This is a genomic window from Planococcus sp. YIM B11945 (assembly GCF_050864155.1).
Taxonomy (GTDB): domain Bacteria; phylum Bacillota; class Bacilli; order Bacillales_A; family Planococcaceae; genus Planococcus.
Window position 1 is genome coordinate 52,199 of record NZ_JBOZWR010000003.1, and the last position, 16,971, is coordinate 69,169.

Here is a 16,971-nt window from a genome sequence, read left to right on the forward strand (position 1 = left end):
CCTCTATAAATTATTGAACTTCTTCTACATAATCACAATTGACGCAATTGATTTGAACGCCTTTTTTGACCTTTTTCTCAACCAATAGCTGGCTGCATTTCGGGCACGGCCGTTCAATCGGCTTGTCCCAAGAAACAAAATCGCATTCCGGATAACGTTCACAGCCATAGAAAACACGTCTTTTTTTGCTCTTGCGCTCGACAATTTCGCCTTCTTTGCATGTCGGGCACTTAACGCCGATGTGTTTGACGATTGCTTTTGTGTTTCGGCAATCCGGGAAATTGCTGCACGCCATAAACTTGCCATAGCGCCCCAATTTAAAGACCATTGGAGAACCGCAAAGTTCGCAGTCTTCTCCAGCCGGTTCATCTTTAATCTGCACTTTTTCCATTTCGGTTTCAGCCACTTCGACGTCTTTCCCGAACTCTTGGAAGAAGACATCAATAATCGCTCTCCAGTCGATTTCGCCATCTTCCACGCTATCAAGATCATGTTCCATTTTTGCTGTAAACTCGATATTTAAAATATCCGGGAAAAACTCGAGAACGAGCTGATGGACAATCTCGCCGAGTTCCGTCGGAATAAATCGTTTCGCATCAAGGGTGACATAGCCACGTTTTTGAATGGTATCGAGTGTCGGCGCATATGTTGACGGACGCCCTATTCCCAATTCTTCAAGTGTCCGGACTAAGCGGGCCTCCGTAAAACGCGGCGGCGGCTGCGTAAAATGCTGTTTCGGTGTGATTTCTACCGCTTTAACAATATCACCTTCAGCCATATCAGGCAAAATATTGTCTTTGTCTTCTGTTTGGTCATCTGTTCCTTCGACATACAATTTCATGAAGCCCGGAAATTTTACTTGTGATCCATTGGCCCGGAATACCGCTTCGCCGCTTTGCAGTTCGGCCATTACGGTATCAAGGACAGCTGGAGACATTTGGCTTGCCACAAAACGATCCCATATCAGTTTATACAACCGGTATAAGTCGCGGGACAAAATGGCTTTAAGTGATTCCGGCGTCCGGAACACACTAGTCGGCCGCACAGCTTCGTGCGCATCTTGTGATTTTGCCGATTGCTTGGCAGGTGCCGCTTTCGTTCTGTAGTCTTCGCCATACTGATCTACAATAAAATCCAACGCATCTTTTTTCGCAGTATCGGAAATTCTTGTAGAATCGGTGCGCATGTAAGTAATCAAACCGGTAATGCCTTCTTTGCCGACAGAGATTCCCTCATAGAGTTGCTGCGCGAGCATCATCGTCTTTTTCGCACGGAAGTTTAGTTTGCGGGCGGCTTCCTGTTGAAGGGATGAGGTTGTAAAAGAAGGGGAAGGATTTCTCTTTCGTTCTTTTTTCACCACGCGATTTACTGCGAAATTTTTTCCATCCATCGATGACAAGACGTTTTTTACATCATCTTCATTGGACAATTTTGTTTTTTCGTTTGCGCTTCCGTAAAATTGAGCTTCAAAATTCTTTTTCGCTTTTTCAAATTCACCAGTAATCGACCAATATTCTTCCGGTTCGAAGTTTTTGATTTCATTTTCCCGGTCCATGATCAAACGAAGAGCTACAGACTGAACGCGTCCAGCTGATAAGCCTTTTTTCACTTTTTTCCACAAAATTGGACTGATGCTATACCCCACTAAACGGTCGAGTATCCGGCGTGCTTGCTGTGCATCGACCAAGTCCATGTCAATTTTCCGCGGATGTTTGAATGATTCTTTTATCGCATCTTTTGTAATTTCATTGAAGACTACGCGGCATTCGGAATCTTGGTCAACGCCAAGAGCAGTAGCCAAATGCCATGCAATTGCTTCTCCTTCTCTGTCGGGGTCAGCCGCGAGAAAGACTTTCTTTGCTTTTTTCGCTTCTTTTTTCAAATCCGACAATATCGGACCTTTGCCGCGAATGGTGATATAGCGGGGTTCATAATTATTTTCAACGTCTACACCCATCTGGCTCCGGGGAAGATCGCGAAGATGCCCAAGCGAAGCCCGGACTTTATACTTTTTCCCCAAATACCGTTCAATTGTTTTCGCCTTTGCCGGCGATTCAACAATTACTAAAAAATCTGCCATGACACTTTTCCTCCTCATAGAGGTTTCTTAACACTTTATCAAGTTATTGAATAAGAATTACCTGTGCAAAATGTATAACAGTTTTTCCCTTAATGCAAGGCTTTTAGTTTTAAGAATTAGTTTTCTGAGAATAATTGCTCATATTCTTCAAGGATTTGATGCCCATTCCAGACCGGTTTTGCACCTTCAGAAATCAATTTATGCGGCCCTTCCGAAAGCGGTGAGAAAATACTGCCCGGAACCGCAAATACATCTTTTCCATGCTCCAAAGCATGTTCAATTGTGCTTAATGTGCCGCTTTTCATTTGCGCTTCTGTCACCACAATCCCTCTGGATAAACCGCTGATAATCCGGTTCCTCATCGGGAAATTCCATCTTTTCGGCAACATATAAGGCGGATATTCTGTGACGAGCAAATGACTTTCTTCTATTATATTGTGCAGCTCCAGATTTTCTTTCGGATACGGATGCAAAAACCCGCTCCCTGTCACGGCGATTGTTTTCCCTCCCAATCGAATAACTGTTTCATGCGCCATGGCATCTGCGCCTTTAGCTAAACCGCTCACCACAATAAACTCATTTTCCACCAGTTCAGGAATGATGAAATTCATGGCTTTCCGGGAATAGCTTGACGCTTTTCTGGAGCCGATGACTGCAAGTTTATTCGGGTTGCTGAGCAATTCTGGCTGGCCTTTGGCATATAAGATAGCCGGCGGGTCAATCAAGTCTTTCAAGCTGTTTGGGTATAAGGGATGTTGATAAGATATGGGGAGTATCTTATGTTTTTCGTATACGTCTTGCAAGGGGAGTTTTAGGCTTTCAATATACGCAGATTTGAGTTGGCGAGCGGCGTTCATCGAAAGGTTTAACCTAATAGCCAGTTCTTGGATTGGCAAGTGATGAAGTCGTTCTAATTCCGGATCGTCTTTCATGAGCAAGTGGATTTTATTAAGCGGCTTCGGATAGACGTAATGCAAAGCCAAGAGGCGCTGGAAAAATGTTTGTGTCATCGATTTCCTCCATTCTGTTAAGGGAATTTTCACAAAATCTCCTTATTTCCATCATAATCCCGCTTCCACTTCTTGTAAACTCTTCCAGGTGATTTTTATACGAGAAGCAAATAAACAACAAAATGAAAAGGCTCAAAACGCTGATATACCAGCGTTTCGAACCTTTTTTAAAGATTAATGCGTTTTGCACGCATCATATAAGCCTTTTTCTTTGATGACTTTGATCAAGGTTTCTCCGATAACGGATGGAGTGTCTGCAACTTCGATTCCAGCTTCGTTCATCGCTTTGATCTTGTCTGCAGCTGTTCCTTTACCGCCAGAAATGATCGCACCGGCATGGCCCATGCGTTTTCCTTCTGGAGCCGTTTGTCCGCCGATAAAGCCGACAACCGGTTTTGTCATGTTCGCTTTGATCCACGCAGCAGCTTCTTCTTCAGCTGTTCCGCCGATTTCACCGATCATAACAACAGCATACGTATCTTCATCTTCGTTGAATTCTTTCAACACATCGATAAAGTTCGTGCCGTTGACTGGGTCTCCGCCGATTCCTACAGCTGTAGATTGGCCGATTCCTTCTTCAGACAATTGGTGAGTCGCTTCATACGTCAATGTACCAGAACGCGAAACAACGCCTACATGTCCTTTTTTGTGAATGTATCCAGGCATGATGCCGATTTTGCATTCGTCAGGAGTAATAACGCCTGGGCAGTTCGGTCCTACTAGGCGCGTTTTCTTGCCTTCCATGAAACGTTTCACTTTGACCATATCCAAAACTGGAATGTGCTCAGTGATACAGATTGCCATGTCAAGATCAGCTTCAACAGCTTCAAGAATTGCATCAGCAGCAAAAGGTGCCGGTACATAAATTACAGATACGTTAGCACCTGTAGCTTTAACCGCATCTTCAACCGTATTGAAGACCGGTACGCCTTCAACTTCAGTTCCGCCTTTGCCAGGTGTTACGCCAGCAACGATTTTCGTTCCGTATTCAAGCATTTGCTTTGTGTGGAAAAGGGCAGTTGACCCTGTAATCCCCTGTACAAGCACTTTCGTGTCTTTATTAATGTATACACTCATCTTTGTCCCTGCCCTTCTTAGCCTACAAGTTCTACGATCTTTTTAGCGCCTTCTGCCATGGTGCCGGCTGCGATAATATCAAGACCTGATTCGTTCAGCAGTTTTTTGCCTAAGTCAACGTTTGTTCCTTCAAGACGCACTACTAAAGGTACGCTCAAGCTGACTTCTTTAGCCGCTTGGATAACGCCTTCTGCAATGATGTCACACTTCATGATACCGCCGAAAATGTTAACGAAGATCCCTTTTACATTCTTGTCAGAAAGAATGATTTTGAATGCTTCCGTTACTTTCTCAGCAGTCGCACCGCCCCCAACGTCAAGGAAGTTAGCGGGTGTTCCGCCGTAGTAGTTGATCGTATCCATCGTTGCCATAGCAAGTCCGGCGCCGTTAACCATACAGCCGATATTCCCATCCAAAGAAACGTAGCTCAAGTCATACTTGGAAGCTTCGATTTCTTTTGCATCTTCTTCGTCGTAGTCGCGCATTTCCATGATGTCTGCATGGCGGTAAAGTGAGTTGGCATCAAAGTTGAATTTCGCATCCAATGCTACTACTTGTCCGTCTCCAGTAACAACTAGAGGGTTGATTTCTACGATTGCTGCATCAGTATCAACATACGCTTGATACAAACCAAGCATTAATTTTGATGCTTTGTTTACTAATTTAGCTGGGATGTTCATGTTGAATGCCATACGGCGAGCCTGGAAGCCAGTCAAGCCGATAACCGGATCAATTTCTTCGTAGAAAAGGCGTTCCGGGTTATTAGCTGCTACTTCTTCAATGTCCATTCCGCCTTCTTCAGAACCCATAAGAGTTACACGAGAAGTTTCACGGTCAAGAACCAATCCTAAGTAGTATTCTTTTTCGATGTTGCTTCCTGCTTCGATGTACAAACGTTTTACTTCTTTTCCTTCAGGGCCCGTTTGGTGAGTGACAAGCACTTTGCCCAAAAGCTCTTTCGAATAAGCACGCACTTCGTCCAAGTTCTTGGCAAGTTTAACTCCGCCCGCTTTACCGCGTCCACCTGCATGGATTTGGGCTTTCACCACAACAACATCAGTACCTAGTTCTTTAGCCGCTTTAACCGCTTCTTCCGGAGAAAAAGCAACGTGGCCTTCTGGAACCGCTACTCCATATTGCTTAAGGATCTGTTTCCCTTGATATTCATGGATATTCATCTGTCATCCTCCAATCAAACATCTATCTCGTAATTTTATTGCCTTTATCATTGTATTAAAGTTGACATGAAATGTCCACAGTTGTCGGTTGTACTGCAAATACTTACAAAATTCTGATTCTATTTAAAGCGTTTTCATTAAGAGAGATTTAATCGGTTCAAATGTTTTTCGGTGGATCGGGCATGGCCCAAGATTGCGCAGCGCTTCCAAATGTTCCGGTGTCCCGTATCCGGCATGTTTGTCAAAGCCGTAACCCGGAAATTCGTCCGCGTACGAATCCATGAGCTTATCCCTTGTTGTTTTCGCCAGTATCGAAGCTGCTGCGATCGCCAAACTTTTAGCGTCGCCTTTGATAATCGATTCGCATGGCATCGGAAGATCCAGCATCATCGCATCCGCTAAGACTATAGCTGGCGGCGAGTTTAACTGCAATGCGGCTTTCGTCATCGACAATCTGGTCGCCTGGTAAATATTGCAGCGGTCGATTTCAACCGGCGGCTGAATGTGGACGGCGTAGCTGACCGCGACTTCACGTATCATGTCCGCAAAATAATTGCGTTTGGCTTTTGATAATTTCTTTGAATCATCGAGGCCGATTAACATGGTGCAATCTTCCGGCAAAATGACCGCCGCTGTAACGACAGGCCCGGCTAGCGGCCCGCGACCTGCTTCGTCTATTCCTGCAACAAGTGAAGTGGGATGTTTTTTATACGATTGGTCAAACTGAATTTTCTTCTCGTGATTATGTAAAAGTTTTGCGTTCGAGTTTTGTCTCTTATGCCATTGGGCGATCAACGTCTGGATGCTTTTCCGGGAATCCTGCGCCAACTCATCCATCCAAGGCTCCCATTGATTGGCTGCCTTTAATTTTTCTTTTATTGCCGTTACCGTCTCCATCAACTATGCGCCTCCTTGCCAAATTAAAAAGAGGTTGATCCCAAGCTCGGGGCCAACCTCTTTTGCTGGAATCAGTATACTTCTTCTTCCACGATCATTTCATCTTTGTAATCGAACGTTACGCGGCCCAAGTGCTGATTCCGAATGTCACGGATGATAATTTCCGCAACCATTTCGTAATCGACTTCCCCATTAACCATGCTGATATGGCGCCTTTTGGCAATATGGTCAAAAACATTGACGATTTCTTCGTCAATTTCTTCCAAACCGTAGCGTTCTTTTAAGCGTTCCGGATAGCGCTCTTCCAAAAACTTCAATGCGTAAATTGCAAGTTCCTGCATTTGGATAACCGAATCTTTAATCGCTCCGGTTACCGCCAATTTCAAGCCCGTTTCCGGGTCTTCAAATTTTGGCCACAAAATCCCAGGCGTGTCCAATAGTTCGATTTCTTTTCCAACTTTAATCCACTGCTGAGCCTTCGTAACCCCTGGCATGTTCCCAGTTTTGGCTAAGCTTTTTTTAGACAATCGGTTGATGAGCGTCGATTTTCCCACGTTCGGAATGCCGACAATCATGGCCCGGATGGCCCGCGGCTTAATGCCTTTTGAAATCATGCGGTCCCATTTGTCCGCCAGTATTTCTTTGGATGCTTTTGTCACAAGCTGAAGCCCTTTTCCTTCAAGGGAATTAATGGCGACAGCACGCGTTCCTTCATCCTCAAAATAACGAATCCATTTTTGTGTTTCAACTTCATCTGCCATGTCCATTTTATTTAAAATAATTAAACGGGGTTTTTGCTGAATCACTTGATCAATCATCGGATTGCGCGAAGATAAAGGCAACCTGGCATCCACAAGTTCGAAAATGATGTCCACTAATTTCAGTTTTTCCGTAACTTCTCTTCGAGCCTTTGCCATGTGTCCAGGAAACCATTGTATCGTCATAAAAACACTCCTTAGTTAACAATCCCTGCTTCAGCCATTGGCCAAAACACAAAACTCGTACTGCCAATCACTTCATCTATTTTCACGGCACCGATCATGCGGCTGTCTTTGCTCGCTCTGCGGTTGTCCCCCATGACAAAGATATATCCCTCGGGAATCGTGCTTTGGCCTATTTTTTCTTCTAACGTAAAATCTTCAGTCAAAGTGCCAGTAACACCTTTTTTGTATTCATCTAAATACGGTTCTTCTACAGGTTCGCCGTTTATAAACAACTGGTCATCTTCATAGGCAATATGATCGCCTGGCAAACCGATAACCCGCTTGATATAATCTTTTTCTTCTGGCGCATGAAATACGATAATGTCAAACCGATCCGGTTCCCCTACGTTATAGCCGATTTTGTTAACGATCATCCGGTCGCCATGTTCTAAAGTAGGCATCATCGATTCCCCGTCCACCACGATTGGAGTGAAAAAGAAAAAACGGATTATTGCCGCGAGTCCGAATGCAATCAATAGGGCTTTTGACCATTCCCATACTTCGTTTTTTTTCTTTCCTTCTGTTTCCATGCGCTTTCCTCCTCGAACATTCTGGTTTAATTGTACAAGGATTAACCGCTTTTAGCAAAGAAAAGCGTATGCGCCTGTTCAGCTCTGAAAGGCATAAGACGGATTGGCGAAGCGGCGTTCTTTGCCGCACAGCTAAGATGGCTTATGTCCCGAAGAGCTAGGCGCTGGAGCCTAGCCAGCAAAGAAAAGCGTATGCCGAGGCATTGGCCTTGAAAGTCTCAAAAAAAAAGGAAGAGGGCGCGAAGGCCCTCTTCCTGCATTGCTTATCTTAGCGAATTTCTTTGATGCGAGCTGCTTTACCGCGTAGTTCACGCAAGTAGTACAATTTCGCACGACGCACTTTACCACGACGCAGAACGTCAAGTTGTGCAATTTTTGGTGTGTGTACAGGGAATGTACGTTCAACACCAACACCATAAGAGATTTTGCGGACAGTGAATGATTCACTAACTCCGCCTCCACGGCGACTGATTACGATTCCTTCGTACATTTGGATCCGTTCGCGAGTTCCCTCGACAACCTTCACATGCACGCGGACAGTATCTCCGGGACGGAACGTTGGAAGATCCGTACGAAGTTGTTCTTTAGTAATTGCTTCAATAATGTTTTGCATGGTTTTCTCTCCTTCTACAGATGCTCTTACACCTAAATAGCTGTTGCAGCGGAACATCGTGATCCTGTACTTCACATAAAAGTACAGACTCCATAGTACCACCGAAAACCATCTTGTGCAAGAGGAAATCCAATTATCGTTTTTGTTTTTTTAATTCGTCTACTTTTTTCTGTTGAACTGCTGTCAATTCTATTTTCTCAAACAAATCCGGGCGCCGTTCAAGCGTCCGTTTTAAGGTTTGCTCTTCGCGCCATTGATCCACACGGGCATGATTGCCGGACGTCAAGACGTCCGGAACTTTCCATCCACGGAAATTGGCAGGGCGGGTATACTGGGGGTGTTCAAGGAGGCCGGTTGAAAAGGAATCCTTAACCGGCGAGTCCGCATTGCCTAGCACGCCTGGAAGCAGTCTGACCACACTGTCGATTACTGCCATGGCCGCGAGTTCGCCGCCAGTCAACACAAAATCGCCAAGAGAGATTTCATCCGTCACCAAATGCTCGCGGATTCGTTCATCATAGCCTTCGTAATGGCCGCAAATGAAAATTAACTCTTCTTCCCCTGCCAGCTCTTCTGCCTTTTTTTGCGTAAAGCGTTCGCCTTGCGGGCACATTAAAATGATGCGCGGATTTTTTTCGGTCGACAAGGATTCCACGGCATTAAAAATCGGTTCTGGCTTTAACACCATTCCTGCTCCCCCGCCAAATGGATAGTCGTCCACTTGCCGCTTATTGTCGGCGAATTCGCGAATATCCACAACGTTAAGCGAGACCGCTTGTTTTTCTTGAGCTTTTTTCATGATTGAGTGATGAAAGACGCCATCAAACATAGGAGGAAATAGTGAAAGGACGTTTATTTTCATTCCGACAACAAACCTTCCAAGACTTCAATGACCACTTTCTTTTCATCGACATCCACTTCTTTGACAACATCTTCGATATACGGAATGTAATGCATTTTCCCTTGTTTCGGTTTGACTTCCCATACGTCATTCGCGCCGGTTTCCAGAATTTCCGTAATCGTCCCAAGTTCACGGCCTTCCGTCGAATAAACGGTGCAGCCTAAAATTTCATGGTGATAGTAGGCATGGTCTTCCAGGTCCGTCAAATCATGCTCTGCAATTTTTAAATAGGCTTCTTTGAATTCGACCACATCGTTGATATTGGGATATCCTTCGAATGTCACCAATTCAAAGTTTTTATGTTGGCGGTGGCTAGCGATTTTCACCATGATCGGTTTTTTGGCATCCGGCTTGAACAAGCCCAATTTTGTGCCAATTGCAAAACGCTCTTCCGGAAAATCAGTGCGGGACATGACCCGCACTTCCCCACGGATTCCATGGGTGTTGACGATTTTCCCTACATTAAACCATTCCACGAGCAAACATCCTTTCATTTCTGTTTTAATTGACAAAAAAGGAAGGAACCTGGGCTCCTTCCTTTTTCTTAATCCACGATATCGAGGTAAGTTTTTTTCTTATGATAGTTGCTTGCTGCCGAATACACGATGGACCTGATGGCTTTCGCCACACGTCCTTGTTTCCCGATAATTTTCCCTGTATCTTCTGAATGCACGGAAAGTTTGTAGACAATACGGCTAGCATTTTCGTCAGTTTCTATACGAACTTCTTCCGGATAATCGACTAACGGTTTGACAATGGTCTCGATCAGCTGCTTCATAAGAAAATCTCCCTTACTTGCTTAATTTGCTGTTATGGAATTTTTCCATAATGCCGTTTTGAGAAAACAAGTTGCGAACAGTGTCAGATGGTTTTGCGCCATCGTTAAGCCATTTCAACGCTAATTCTTCGTCGATTTTAACTTCAGCTGGAACTGTTAGCGGGTTGTAAGTACCTACTGTTTGGATTTGACGGCCGTCACGTGGAGCACGTGAGTCAGCTACTACGATACGATAAAAAGGAGATTTTTTAGCTCCCATACGTTTCAAACGAATTTTTACTGCCATTTCTTAAAGCACCTCCGAATAGTTTCACACAAGATATTATATTAGCAAGCTTTAAATAGTTTGTAAAGTATTTTTTCTTAACACCTTAAAATTTATTTTACTGTATAAGTTGAACTAAAGAATTATCCTTTTATACACCGCTTCGATCGCTTTGGGTAAGGCAAAGAATAGTGCTCCTGCGCAAGCTCGTCGCAAAGATGTTGGTCAAACTTCCTTTGCCCAATATCTTCGCAGCTGTTTTGCGGAATATCGATAGCCAAAGATTAATAGTTCAGCTTATACAGCATAGATTGTTTATTTAAAAAGAGAATCCAAGCCTGGCATCGACATTTTTTTCTTGCCTTTTTTGTTGTTCATGCCAGACATTTGCTTCATCATTTTCTTCATGTCTTCAAATTGCTTGAGCAAACGGTTAACGTCTTGGATCGTTGTTCCAGATCCTTTCGCAATACGTTTACGGCGATTGGCGTTGATGATTTCCGGAGTGGTTTTTTCCTGAGTGGTCATCGAATAAATGATCGCTTCGACGCGCCCCATTTGGCTTTCATCCACTTTGGCGTTTTCAATGCCTTTGATTTTATTGGCGCCTGGAAGCATTTTTAAAATTTCATCCAGCGGCCCCATTTGTTTCACTTGGTTCATTTGATCCAAAAAATCGTCAAAAGTGAACGAAGAAGTCCGGAATTTTTCTTCCAGTTCTTTCGCTTTTGCTTCATCGACATTCGTTTGTGCTTTTTCAATCAACGACAGCATGTCGCCCATGCCGAGAATTCGGGAAGCCATGCGGTCTGGGTGGAACGCTTCAAGTGCATCCATTTTTTCGCCCATCCCGACAAATTTTATCGGCTTTTCGGTAACGGAACGAATGGACAAAGCAGCCCCGCCTCGGGTATCGCCGTCTAATTTTGTCAAGACGACTCCCGTGATGCCGACCGCTTCATTAAAGTTCTGAGCTACGTTGACGGCGTCTTGCCCGGTCATGGCGTCTACTACAAGGAAAATCTCATCCGGCTCTTTGAGGGCGCGTATGTCTTTCAATTCCTGCATCAAGTTTTCGTCCACATGCAAACGTCCGGCTGTATCGATGATAACCGTATCCATATGTTCGGCCCGTGCGTGTTCGATCGCTTGGCGAGAGATTTCGACCGGCGAAATCTCTGTGCCTTTTGAAAATACCGGCAACGATAATTGCTTGCCGATTGTTTCTAACTGCTGGATGGCTGCTGGGCGATAAACGTCAGCCGCTACAAGCAGCGGTTTGCGGTTGTACTTTTTGCGGAGCAATGAAGCCAACTTCCCTGAAGTGGTCGTTTTACCGGCCCCTTGCAAACCAACCATCATAATGACCGTTGGCTGACGCGTCGAGAATTCGATTTTGCTTTGCTCGCCGCCCATTAAGTTGGTCAGTTCGTCTTTAACGATTTTCACGACTTGCTGGCCAGGAGTCAAACTTTCCATTACATCTTGGCCAATCGCGCGTTCACTTACTTTTTTCACAAATTCTTTAACGACTTTTAAATTGACGTCCGCTTCGATTAACGCAAAACGGACTTCGCGCATCATTTCTTTAACGTCTGCTTCAGACACTTTCCCTTTGCCTTTAATCCGTTGGATGGTGCCTTGCAAGCGTTCGGCTAATCCTTCAAATGCCACTATTGCCGCCTCCTAATCCCATTCTTTTAGTTCACCAAGAAATTTATGGATCCGCTCTTCTGTAAACGGCTGACTTTCAAATGAAGTCACCAATTGCTGCCGTTTTTGAAATTTATCAAACAACTGCAATTTTTCCTCGTATTCTTCCAGCATCGCTTCAGTACGTCGGATGTTGTCATAAACTGCTTGTCGAGTGATATTATATTCTTCAGCAATTTCCCCCAAAGAATGGTCATCTAAATAATAAAGCATCATATAACTGCGCTGTTTAGGCGTCAGCAATTCCTGATAGAAATCGAATAAATAGTTCATTCGCGTCGTTTTTTCCAGTCCCATCATAGCTGCTCACCTCGTTTATTCTACTGACAACCATACAAAATATAGCATTAGGCGTCAAGTAATTTTACTTGTCTGATTCAGCATTTTCCAGTTCTTCTTCTTTGTCCAATCCTTCGGCAAACAAGCCATACACATACTTTTGAGGATCAAACGGCTGGAGATCGTCCATTTGTTCACCAAGGCCAACAAATTTCACTGGAATGCTTAATTTATTGCGGATTGCCAACACAATTCCGCCTTTTGCCGTGCCGTCCAGTTTGGTCAAGACGATTCCGGTAACGTTGGTCACTTCTTTGAACGTTTGAGCTTGAATCAATGCATTCTGGCCCGTTGTCGCATCAAGTGCCAATAGGACTTCATGCGGTGCTCCTGGAATTTCACGCGTGATGACGCGATGGACTTTTTCCAGCTCGTTCATCAAATTCACTTTGTTTTGCAACCGTCCTGCGGTATCGCAAATCAAGACATCAACGTTGCGCGATTTAGCAGCCCGGACCGCGTCATACATCACAGCTGCCGGGTCAGACCCTTCGCTTTGCTTGATTACGTCAACGCCGACGCGCTGGCCCCAAATGTCGAGCTGTTCGATTGCGCCCGCGCGGAATGTATCTCCGGCAGCAAGCAAAACGGATTTCCCTTCATTTTTCAGACGGTGTGCAAGCTTAGCGATCGACGTAGTTTTTCCGACGCCGTTAACGCCGACGAATAAGATGACCGTCAAGTCATCGGCAAAGTTCAATTCGTTGATTTCGTCTTCGCCCGCTTCGTAAATTTCAACTAATTTTTCTGAAATGACGGATTGGACATTGGATGTATCTTTGACGTTTTTGCGCTGAACTTCAAAACGCAATTGGTCCATCAATTCCATGACGGTTTCAAAACCGACATCCGCTTGCAGCAAAATTTCTTCCAATTCTTCGAAAAAGTCTTCGTCCACTTTGCGGTATCGGGCGACCAAATCATTGATCTTTGACGTAAAACCAGTCCGGGTTTTAGTTAACCCTTCTTTGTATTTCTCAGTTGACTGTTCAGCTTCTTGGTTTCCTGAGAATTTATCTTTTAACTTTTTAAAGAAACTCATATGAACACTCCTCTTTTAAATTTCTTCCTGCAGCTTAACAGATACCAGTTTGGAAATGCCAGACTCCTGCATGGTGATGCCGTAAAGCACATCTGCGCCTTCCATCGTCCCTTTACGGTGCGTAATGACGATGAACTGGGTTTCTTCGCTGAATTTTTTCAAATACTGGCTGTAGCGGACGACGTTCGATTCATCAAGCGCCGCTTCCACTTCGTCCAGTACACAGAAAGGAACCGGACGGATGTTCAAAATTGCAAACAGCAGCGCAATGGCCGTCAATGCGCGTTCCCCGCCGGACAGCAAACTCAAGTTTTGCAGCTTTTTGCCGGGCGGCTGGGCAACGATTTCAATGCCTGTCGACAGCATATTGCTTGAATCGGTCAAAATCAAATCGGCCGATCCTCCGCCAAACAGCTCTTTGAATACACGCTGGAACTGAGTACGGATGGCATAAAACGTCGTCTCAAAGCGGCTCGTCATTTCTTCGTCCATTTCTTCGATTACCGTGCGCAGCGTTTCTTTCGCTTCGTTTAAATCATTGCGTTGTTCCGTTAAAAAGCTATGGCGTTCCGAAACGTGTTCAAACTCTTCAATGGCTCCGATATTGACCGGCCCGAGCTCTTCGATGGATTGCTTCAGCAGCTTCACCTTTTTGCGGACAACTGCCTCTTCATCCGCCAATTCCACAAGTTTCGCTTCTTTGACGGTTAACTGATAGTCGTTTTCCAATTGGGCAATGAACCCTTGCATTTGGACGTCGAGGCGCGTGGATTTCACTTCACATATGCGAATGGCTTCCACAAACCCTTTGTACAGGCGCTGAAGTTCTTTTAACTGTTCTTCTAATGCATTAAGTTCATTTTGCTTATCAGAACGAGTTTGGCGAATATCTTGGATTTTTTGCTGCTCGTGGTATTTTTTCTCGGTCCACTTGGCAATTTCCGCACTGATTTCTTCGTCTGAATAGCCCCGGTTCGCTTCTTCCGATTGGATCCAGGCCAGCTCTTTTTGACTGTTTTGCAATTTAAGGTCGCTTCTCGATTTCCGTTCCGCCAGTTCTCCTTCGCTTTGCATTAGCTGGGCAACGCGTTCTTTCATAACCGCATATTGGGATTTTTTCTCGGATAGCTTCGTTAAAATCGCATCGCGTGCGGTTTCGTTTTTCTGCTTGAAATTCGTTAATTCGTCAATTTGCGAAGAAATTGCCGTCAATTCTCCACCAATTTCTTCCAGTCGGTCTACTGCGGTTTCTTTGCGGTCCGTGATGGTCGTCAAATCGATTTCCTTGTTTTTCTGTTCGGCTAAAAAGACGTTGTAGCGGTCTTTTGTCGTTTTTAATACGGCTTCGATTTCCCGCAAAATTATCGAACGCTCCGATTCCAGATCGCGGTATTTCTCGCCTTCTGAACGCAAGTTGTTCAAGGCTTGTTCGGTCTCGTGAACCGTCGATTGCTCTTTTTTCACCGTATTTTCGGCTTGGGCAATGGTCGCTGCCAGTTCTTTCGATTGCACGATCAAATGGTCAAGCTCAGCTTTCCTTGAGAAAAACGAAGCCTGTGTTTTATTGGCGCCGCCTGTCATGGAACCGCCGGCATTGACAACATCGCCTTCTAATGTGACGACCCGGTAGCGGTTCATCGTCATTTTGCTGATGGCGGATGCGCCTTTTAAATCTTTGGCAATAATGACGTTGCCAAGCAAGTTTTCAAAAATCATGCGGTAAGCCGGTTCATACGCCACCAAATGATCGGCCATATCGACAAATGACGGATGGCTGTTAACGGCAGCGAGTGTTTGTTCAGAAATTTTCCGGGACTTCATGACTGTCATCGGCAGAAACGTTGAGCGGCCTGCTTTCTTTTTCCGAAGAAATTCAATTGCTTCTCGTGCATGCTGTTCTGTTTCGGTGATGATGTGCTGGCTGGAAGCACCGAGCGCCGTTTCAATGGCTTTCGCATAAGTTTGATCCACTTGCGCCATTTCAGCAACGGCACCGACAATGCCCATAAGTGCGCCTTTTTCACGTGCAACCAATACTTCCCGGACGCCTTGGAAAAAGCCTGAAAAGTCCGCTTCCAACTCTTGCAGCGTTTCAATGCGCGCTGCCAATTGCTTTTGGGATTGGTATGCCTGGAACAACATGGCTTGTTTTTCATCAAAGGCCGTTTTCACTTTATTGTAGGCCGTTTCAGTAGCTCGGTATTTGTCCCGCTTGTCTTCCAGCAATTTGCGGATATCCGCAAGTTTCGCTTCTGCCGCAGCTTTTTCTTTTTCGAGCTTTTCAAGTTCCGCTGCAAAATCCGTTTGCTGAACCGCAATCCGGCTGCTGGTCTCGGACATCTGGCGTTCTTGCAGATCGATGTTTTTTAATTCATTTTTGACAGTCGCTTGTTCATTCATCAAATCAATGTAAACGGATTTGAATGATTCAATTTCATTGTCAATATCCGCTGGTGACCGGTTCAACTGATCTTCCAGCTGTTTGATCGACGCACGAATCGTTTGCTGCTCGGTTTTGTGTTCGGCAAGCATCGCAGTTTGTTCTTCATGCTTTTTCTGCAAAAAGTCATTTTCCCGTTTTTCGGCAGCAACCATTTCCTGCAGCTGCTGCGCTTGCCGGTGGGCGTTGTTCTTTTTCTCAGACATCAACAGCTTGCGGCCATCCCATTTTTCGCTTTCGCTGCTCGCTTCGACCAGCAAATTTTGGGATTCATCAATTTGGCCGTCCAACTGCCTCAAGTTCCTGCGAATCGCATTGACAGCTTTTTCTTTTAACTCAATTTCTTCCGCCAATTCTTTTTCTTTCGCAATATGCGAGGCTGATTCAGACGCCAAATAACTCAATTGCTCCTCTAACTCGTTAATGTCAAAAGCCAAAAGCGCAATGTCTGCATCTTTTAATTGGGCATTCATGTCCAAAAAGTCCCGGGCTGCTGACGCTTGAATTTGAAGCGGTTCCATCCGCCCGTCCAATTCATGCAAAATATCCAGCACCCGGTTCAAATTGTCGTCCGTTTCGTTAAGTTTCAGTTCCGCCTTTTTCTTGCGCTGCTTGTATTTTAAAACACCAGCTGCTTCTTCAAAAATCGATCGGCGGTCTTCCGCTTTGCTGTTTAAAATTTCATCAACGCGGCCTTGAGAAATAATTGAAAAAGCTTCTTTTCCGAGGCCCGAATCCATAAACAAATCTGTAATGTCTTTCAGCCGGCAATTTTGCTTGTTCAGCAAATAAGCGCTTTCGCCACTGCGAAAAACCCTCCTAGTTACGCTAATTTCGCTGTAATCAAGAGGGACGCGGCCGTCAGTGTTGTCTAATATCAATGTTACTTCCGCAAAATTCAACGGTTTACGGGAGTCGCTTCCTGCAAAAATGACGTCTTCCATTTTGGCTCCTCGAAGCGATTTCGCCGACTGTTCGCCGAGCACCCAACGGATGGCATCGGTGACGTTGCTTTTTCCGCTTCCGTTTGGGCCGACCACTGCTGTCACGCCAGGAACAAAATCAATGCCGATGCGATCGGCAAATGACTTGAACCCCATTACTTCTAATCGTTTCAAAAACATT

The 16,971-nt window shown here is 45.0% G+C and carries 16 protein-coding genes; all 16 read right to left on the bottom strand.

The genetic code is table 11. From position 1 onward, the window contains the following. Positions 1 to 10: 10 nt before the first annotated feature. On the bottom strand, positions 11 to 2,080 hold the full coding sequence (topA, locus tag ACRRQV_RS04905) for a type I DNA topoisomerase (RefSeq protein WP_432528280.1): 2,070 nt from the start codon (positions 2,078 to 2,080) through the stop codon (positions 11 to 13). Between the two features lie 116 nt (positions 2,081 to 2,196). Then, the gene (gene dprA / locus ACRRQV_RS04910) at positions 2,197 to 3,090 is read right to left on the bottom strand and encodes a DNA-processing protein DprA (protein ID WP_432528282.1); all 894 of its coding nucleotides are present in this window, start codon (positions 3,088 to 3,090) and stop codon (positions 2,197 to 2,199) included. Between the two features lie 174 nt (positions 3,091 to 3,264). After that, positions 3,265 to 4,167 carry a succinate--CoA ligase subunit alpha gene (gene sucD, locus ACRRQV_RS04915; protein ID WP_432528284.1) on the bottom strand — a complete coding sequence of 301 codons (903 nt, stop codon included), beginning with the start codon at positions 4,165 to 4,167 and terminating at the stop codon, positions 3,265 to 3,267. 17 nt (positions 4,168 to 4,184) lie between these two features. Next, positions 4,185 to 5,345 (bottom strand): ADP-forming succinate--CoA ligase subunit beta, encoded by a 1,161-nt coding sequence (sucC, locus tag ACRRQV_RS04920; protein ID WP_432528286.1) that lies wholly within the window; start codon positions 5,343 to 5,345, stop codon positions 4,185 to 4,187. A 123-nt stretch (positions 5,346 to 5,468) separates the two neighbouring features. Next, positions 5,469 to 6,242 (bottom strand): ribonuclease HII, encoded by a 774-nt coding sequence (locus ACRRQV_RS04925; RefSeq protein WP_432529462.1) that lies wholly within the window; start codon positions 6,240 to 6,242, stop codon positions 5,469 to 5,471. A gap of 71 nt (positions 6,243 to 6,313) precedes the next feature. Then, complete coding sequence (gene ylqF, locus ACRRQV_RS04930; protein ID WP_432528288.1) at positions 6,314 to 7,186, bottom strand: ribosome biogenesis GTPase YlqF; 873 nt, start codon at positions 7,184 to 7,186, stop codon at positions 6,314 to 6,316. A gap of 11 nt (positions 7,187 to 7,197) precedes the next feature. Beyond that, the gene (lepB, locus tag ACRRQV_RS04935; protein ID WP_432528290.1) at positions 7,198 to 7,755 is read right to left on the bottom strand and encodes a signal peptidase I; all 558 of its coding nucleotides are present in this window, start codon (positions 7,753 to 7,755) and stop codon (positions 7,198 to 7,200) included. Positions 7,756 to 8,023: 268 nt separating this feature from the next. Beyond that, the gene (gene rplS, locus ACRRQV_RS04940) at positions 8,024 to 8,368 is read right to left on the bottom strand and encodes a 50S ribosomal protein L19 (RefSeq protein ID WP_432528292.1); all 345 of its coding nucleotides are present in this window, start codon (positions 8,366 to 8,368) and stop codon (positions 8,024 to 8,026) included. A 133-nt stretch (positions 8,369 to 8,501) separates the two neighbouring features. Further along, the gene (trmD, locus tag ACRRQV_RS04945; protein WP_432528294.1) at positions 8,502 to 9,230 is read right to left on the bottom strand and encodes a tRNA (guanosine(37)-N1)-methyltransferase TrmD; all 729 of its coding nucleotides are present in this window, start codon (positions 9,228 to 9,230) and stop codon (positions 8,502 to 8,504) included. Continuing rightward, on the bottom strand, positions 9,227 to 9,745 hold the full coding sequence (gene rimM, locus ACRRQV_RS04950; protein ID WP_432529464.1) for a ribosome maturation factor RimM: 519 nt from the start codon (positions 9,743 to 9,745) through the stop codon (positions 9,227 to 9,229). Before rimM ends, trmD begins: the two co-directional genes overlap by 4 nt. 68 nt (positions 9,746 to 9,813) lie before the next feature. Beyond that, positions 9,814 to 10,047: a KH domain-containing protein gene (locus ACRRQV_RS04955; RefSeq protein WP_432528296.1), complete on the bottom strand. Its 234-nt coding sequence runs from the start codon at positions 10,045 to 10,047 to the stop codon at positions 9,814 to 9,816. 13 nt (positions 10,048 to 10,060) lie between these two features. After that, positions 10,061 to 10,333: a 30S ribosomal protein S16 gene (gene rpsP, locus ACRRQV_RS04960; protein WP_432528298.1), complete on the bottom strand. Its 273-nt coding sequence runs from the start codon at positions 10,331 to 10,333 to the stop codon at positions 10,061 to 10,063. A 294-nt stretch (positions 10,334 to 10,627) separates the two neighbouring features. Next, the gene (gene ffh / locus ACRRQV_RS04965) at positions 10,628 to 11,986 is read right to left on the bottom strand and encodes a signal recognition particle protein (protein WP_432528300.1); all 1,359 of its coding nucleotides are present in this window, start codon (positions 11,984 to 11,986) and stop codon (positions 10,628 to 10,630) included. Between the two features lie 12 nt (positions 11,987 to 11,998). Then, the gene (locus tag ACRRQV_RS04970; protein ID WP_432529466.1) at positions 11,999 to 12,322 is read right to left on the bottom strand and encodes a putative DNA-binding protein; all 324 of its coding nucleotides are present in this window, start codon (positions 12,320 to 12,322) and stop codon (positions 11,999 to 12,001) included. Positions 12,323 to 12,389: 67 nt separating this feature from the next. Further along, a complete protein-coding gene (gene ftsY / locus ACRRQV_RS04975; RefSeq protein WP_432528302.1) occupies positions 12,390 to 13,406 on the bottom strand; it encodes a signal recognition particle-docking protein FtsY in 1,017 nt (338 codons plus the stop codon). A gap of 15 nt (positions 13,407 to 13,421) precedes the next feature. After that, positions 13,422 to 16,970, bottom strand: a complete 3,549-nt coding sequence (smc, locus tag ACRRQV_RS04980) for a chromosome segregation protein SMC (RefSeq protein ID WP_432528304.1) — start codon at positions 16,968 to 16,970, stop codon at positions 13,422 to 13,424. Between the last annotated feature and the right edge of the window lies 1 nt (position 16,971).

Bases quoted from the DNA above. Each gene is read 5' to 3' on its own strand.
- topA (WP_432528280.1), bottom strand. From the start codon at position 2,080: ATGGCAGATTTTTTAGTAATTGTTGAATCGCCGGCAAAGGCGAAAACA.
- dprA (WP_432528282.1), bottom strand. From the start codon at position 3,090: ATGACACAAACATTTTTCCAGCGCCTCTTGGCTTTGCATTACGTCTAT.
- sucD (WP_432528284.1), bottom strand. From the start codon at position 4,167: ATGAGTGTATACATTAATAAAGACACGAAAGTGCTTGTACAGGGGATT.
- sucC (WP_432528286.1), bottom strand. From the start codon at position 5,345: ATGAATATCCATGAATATCAAGGGAAACAGATCCTTAAGCAATATGGA.
- ACRRQV_RS04925 (WP_432529462.1), bottom strand. From the start codon at position 6,242: ATGGAGACGGTAACGGCAATAAAAGAAAAATTAAAGGCAGCCAATCAA.
- ylqF (WP_432528288.1), bottom strand. From the start codon at position 7,186: ATGACGATACAATGGTTTCCTGGACACATGGCAAAGGCTCGAAGAGAA.
- lepB (WP_432528290.1), bottom strand. From the start codon at position 7,755: ATGGAAACAGAAGGAAAGAAAAAAAACGAAGTATGGGAATGGTCAAAA.
- rplS (WP_432528292.1), bottom strand. From the start codon at position 8,368: ATGCAAAACATTATTGAAGCAATTACTAAAGAACAACTTCGTACGGAT.
- trmD (WP_432528294.1), bottom strand. From the start codon at position 9,230: ATGAAAATAAACGTCCTTTCACTATTTCCTCCTATGTTTGATGGCGTC.
- ACRRQV_RS04955 (WP_432528296.1), bottom strand. From the start codon at position 10,047: ATGAAGCAGCTGATCGAGACCATTGTCAAACCGTTAGTCGATTATCCG.
- rpsP (WP_432528298.1), bottom strand. From the start codon at position 10,333: ATGGCAGTAAAAATTCGTTTGAAACGTATGGGAGCTAAAAAATCTCCT.
- ACRRQV_RS04970 (WP_432529466.1), bottom strand. From the start codon at position 12,322: ATGGGACTGGAAAAAACGACGCGAATGAACTATTTATTCGATTTCTAT.
- ftsY (WP_432528302.1), bottom strand. From the start codon at position 13,406: ATGAGTTTCTTTAAAAAGTTAAAAGATAAATTCTCAGGAAACCAAGAA.
- smc (WP_432528304.1), bottom strand. From the start codon at position 16,970: ATGTTTTTGAAACGATTAGAAGTAATGGGGTTCAAGTCATTTGCCGAT.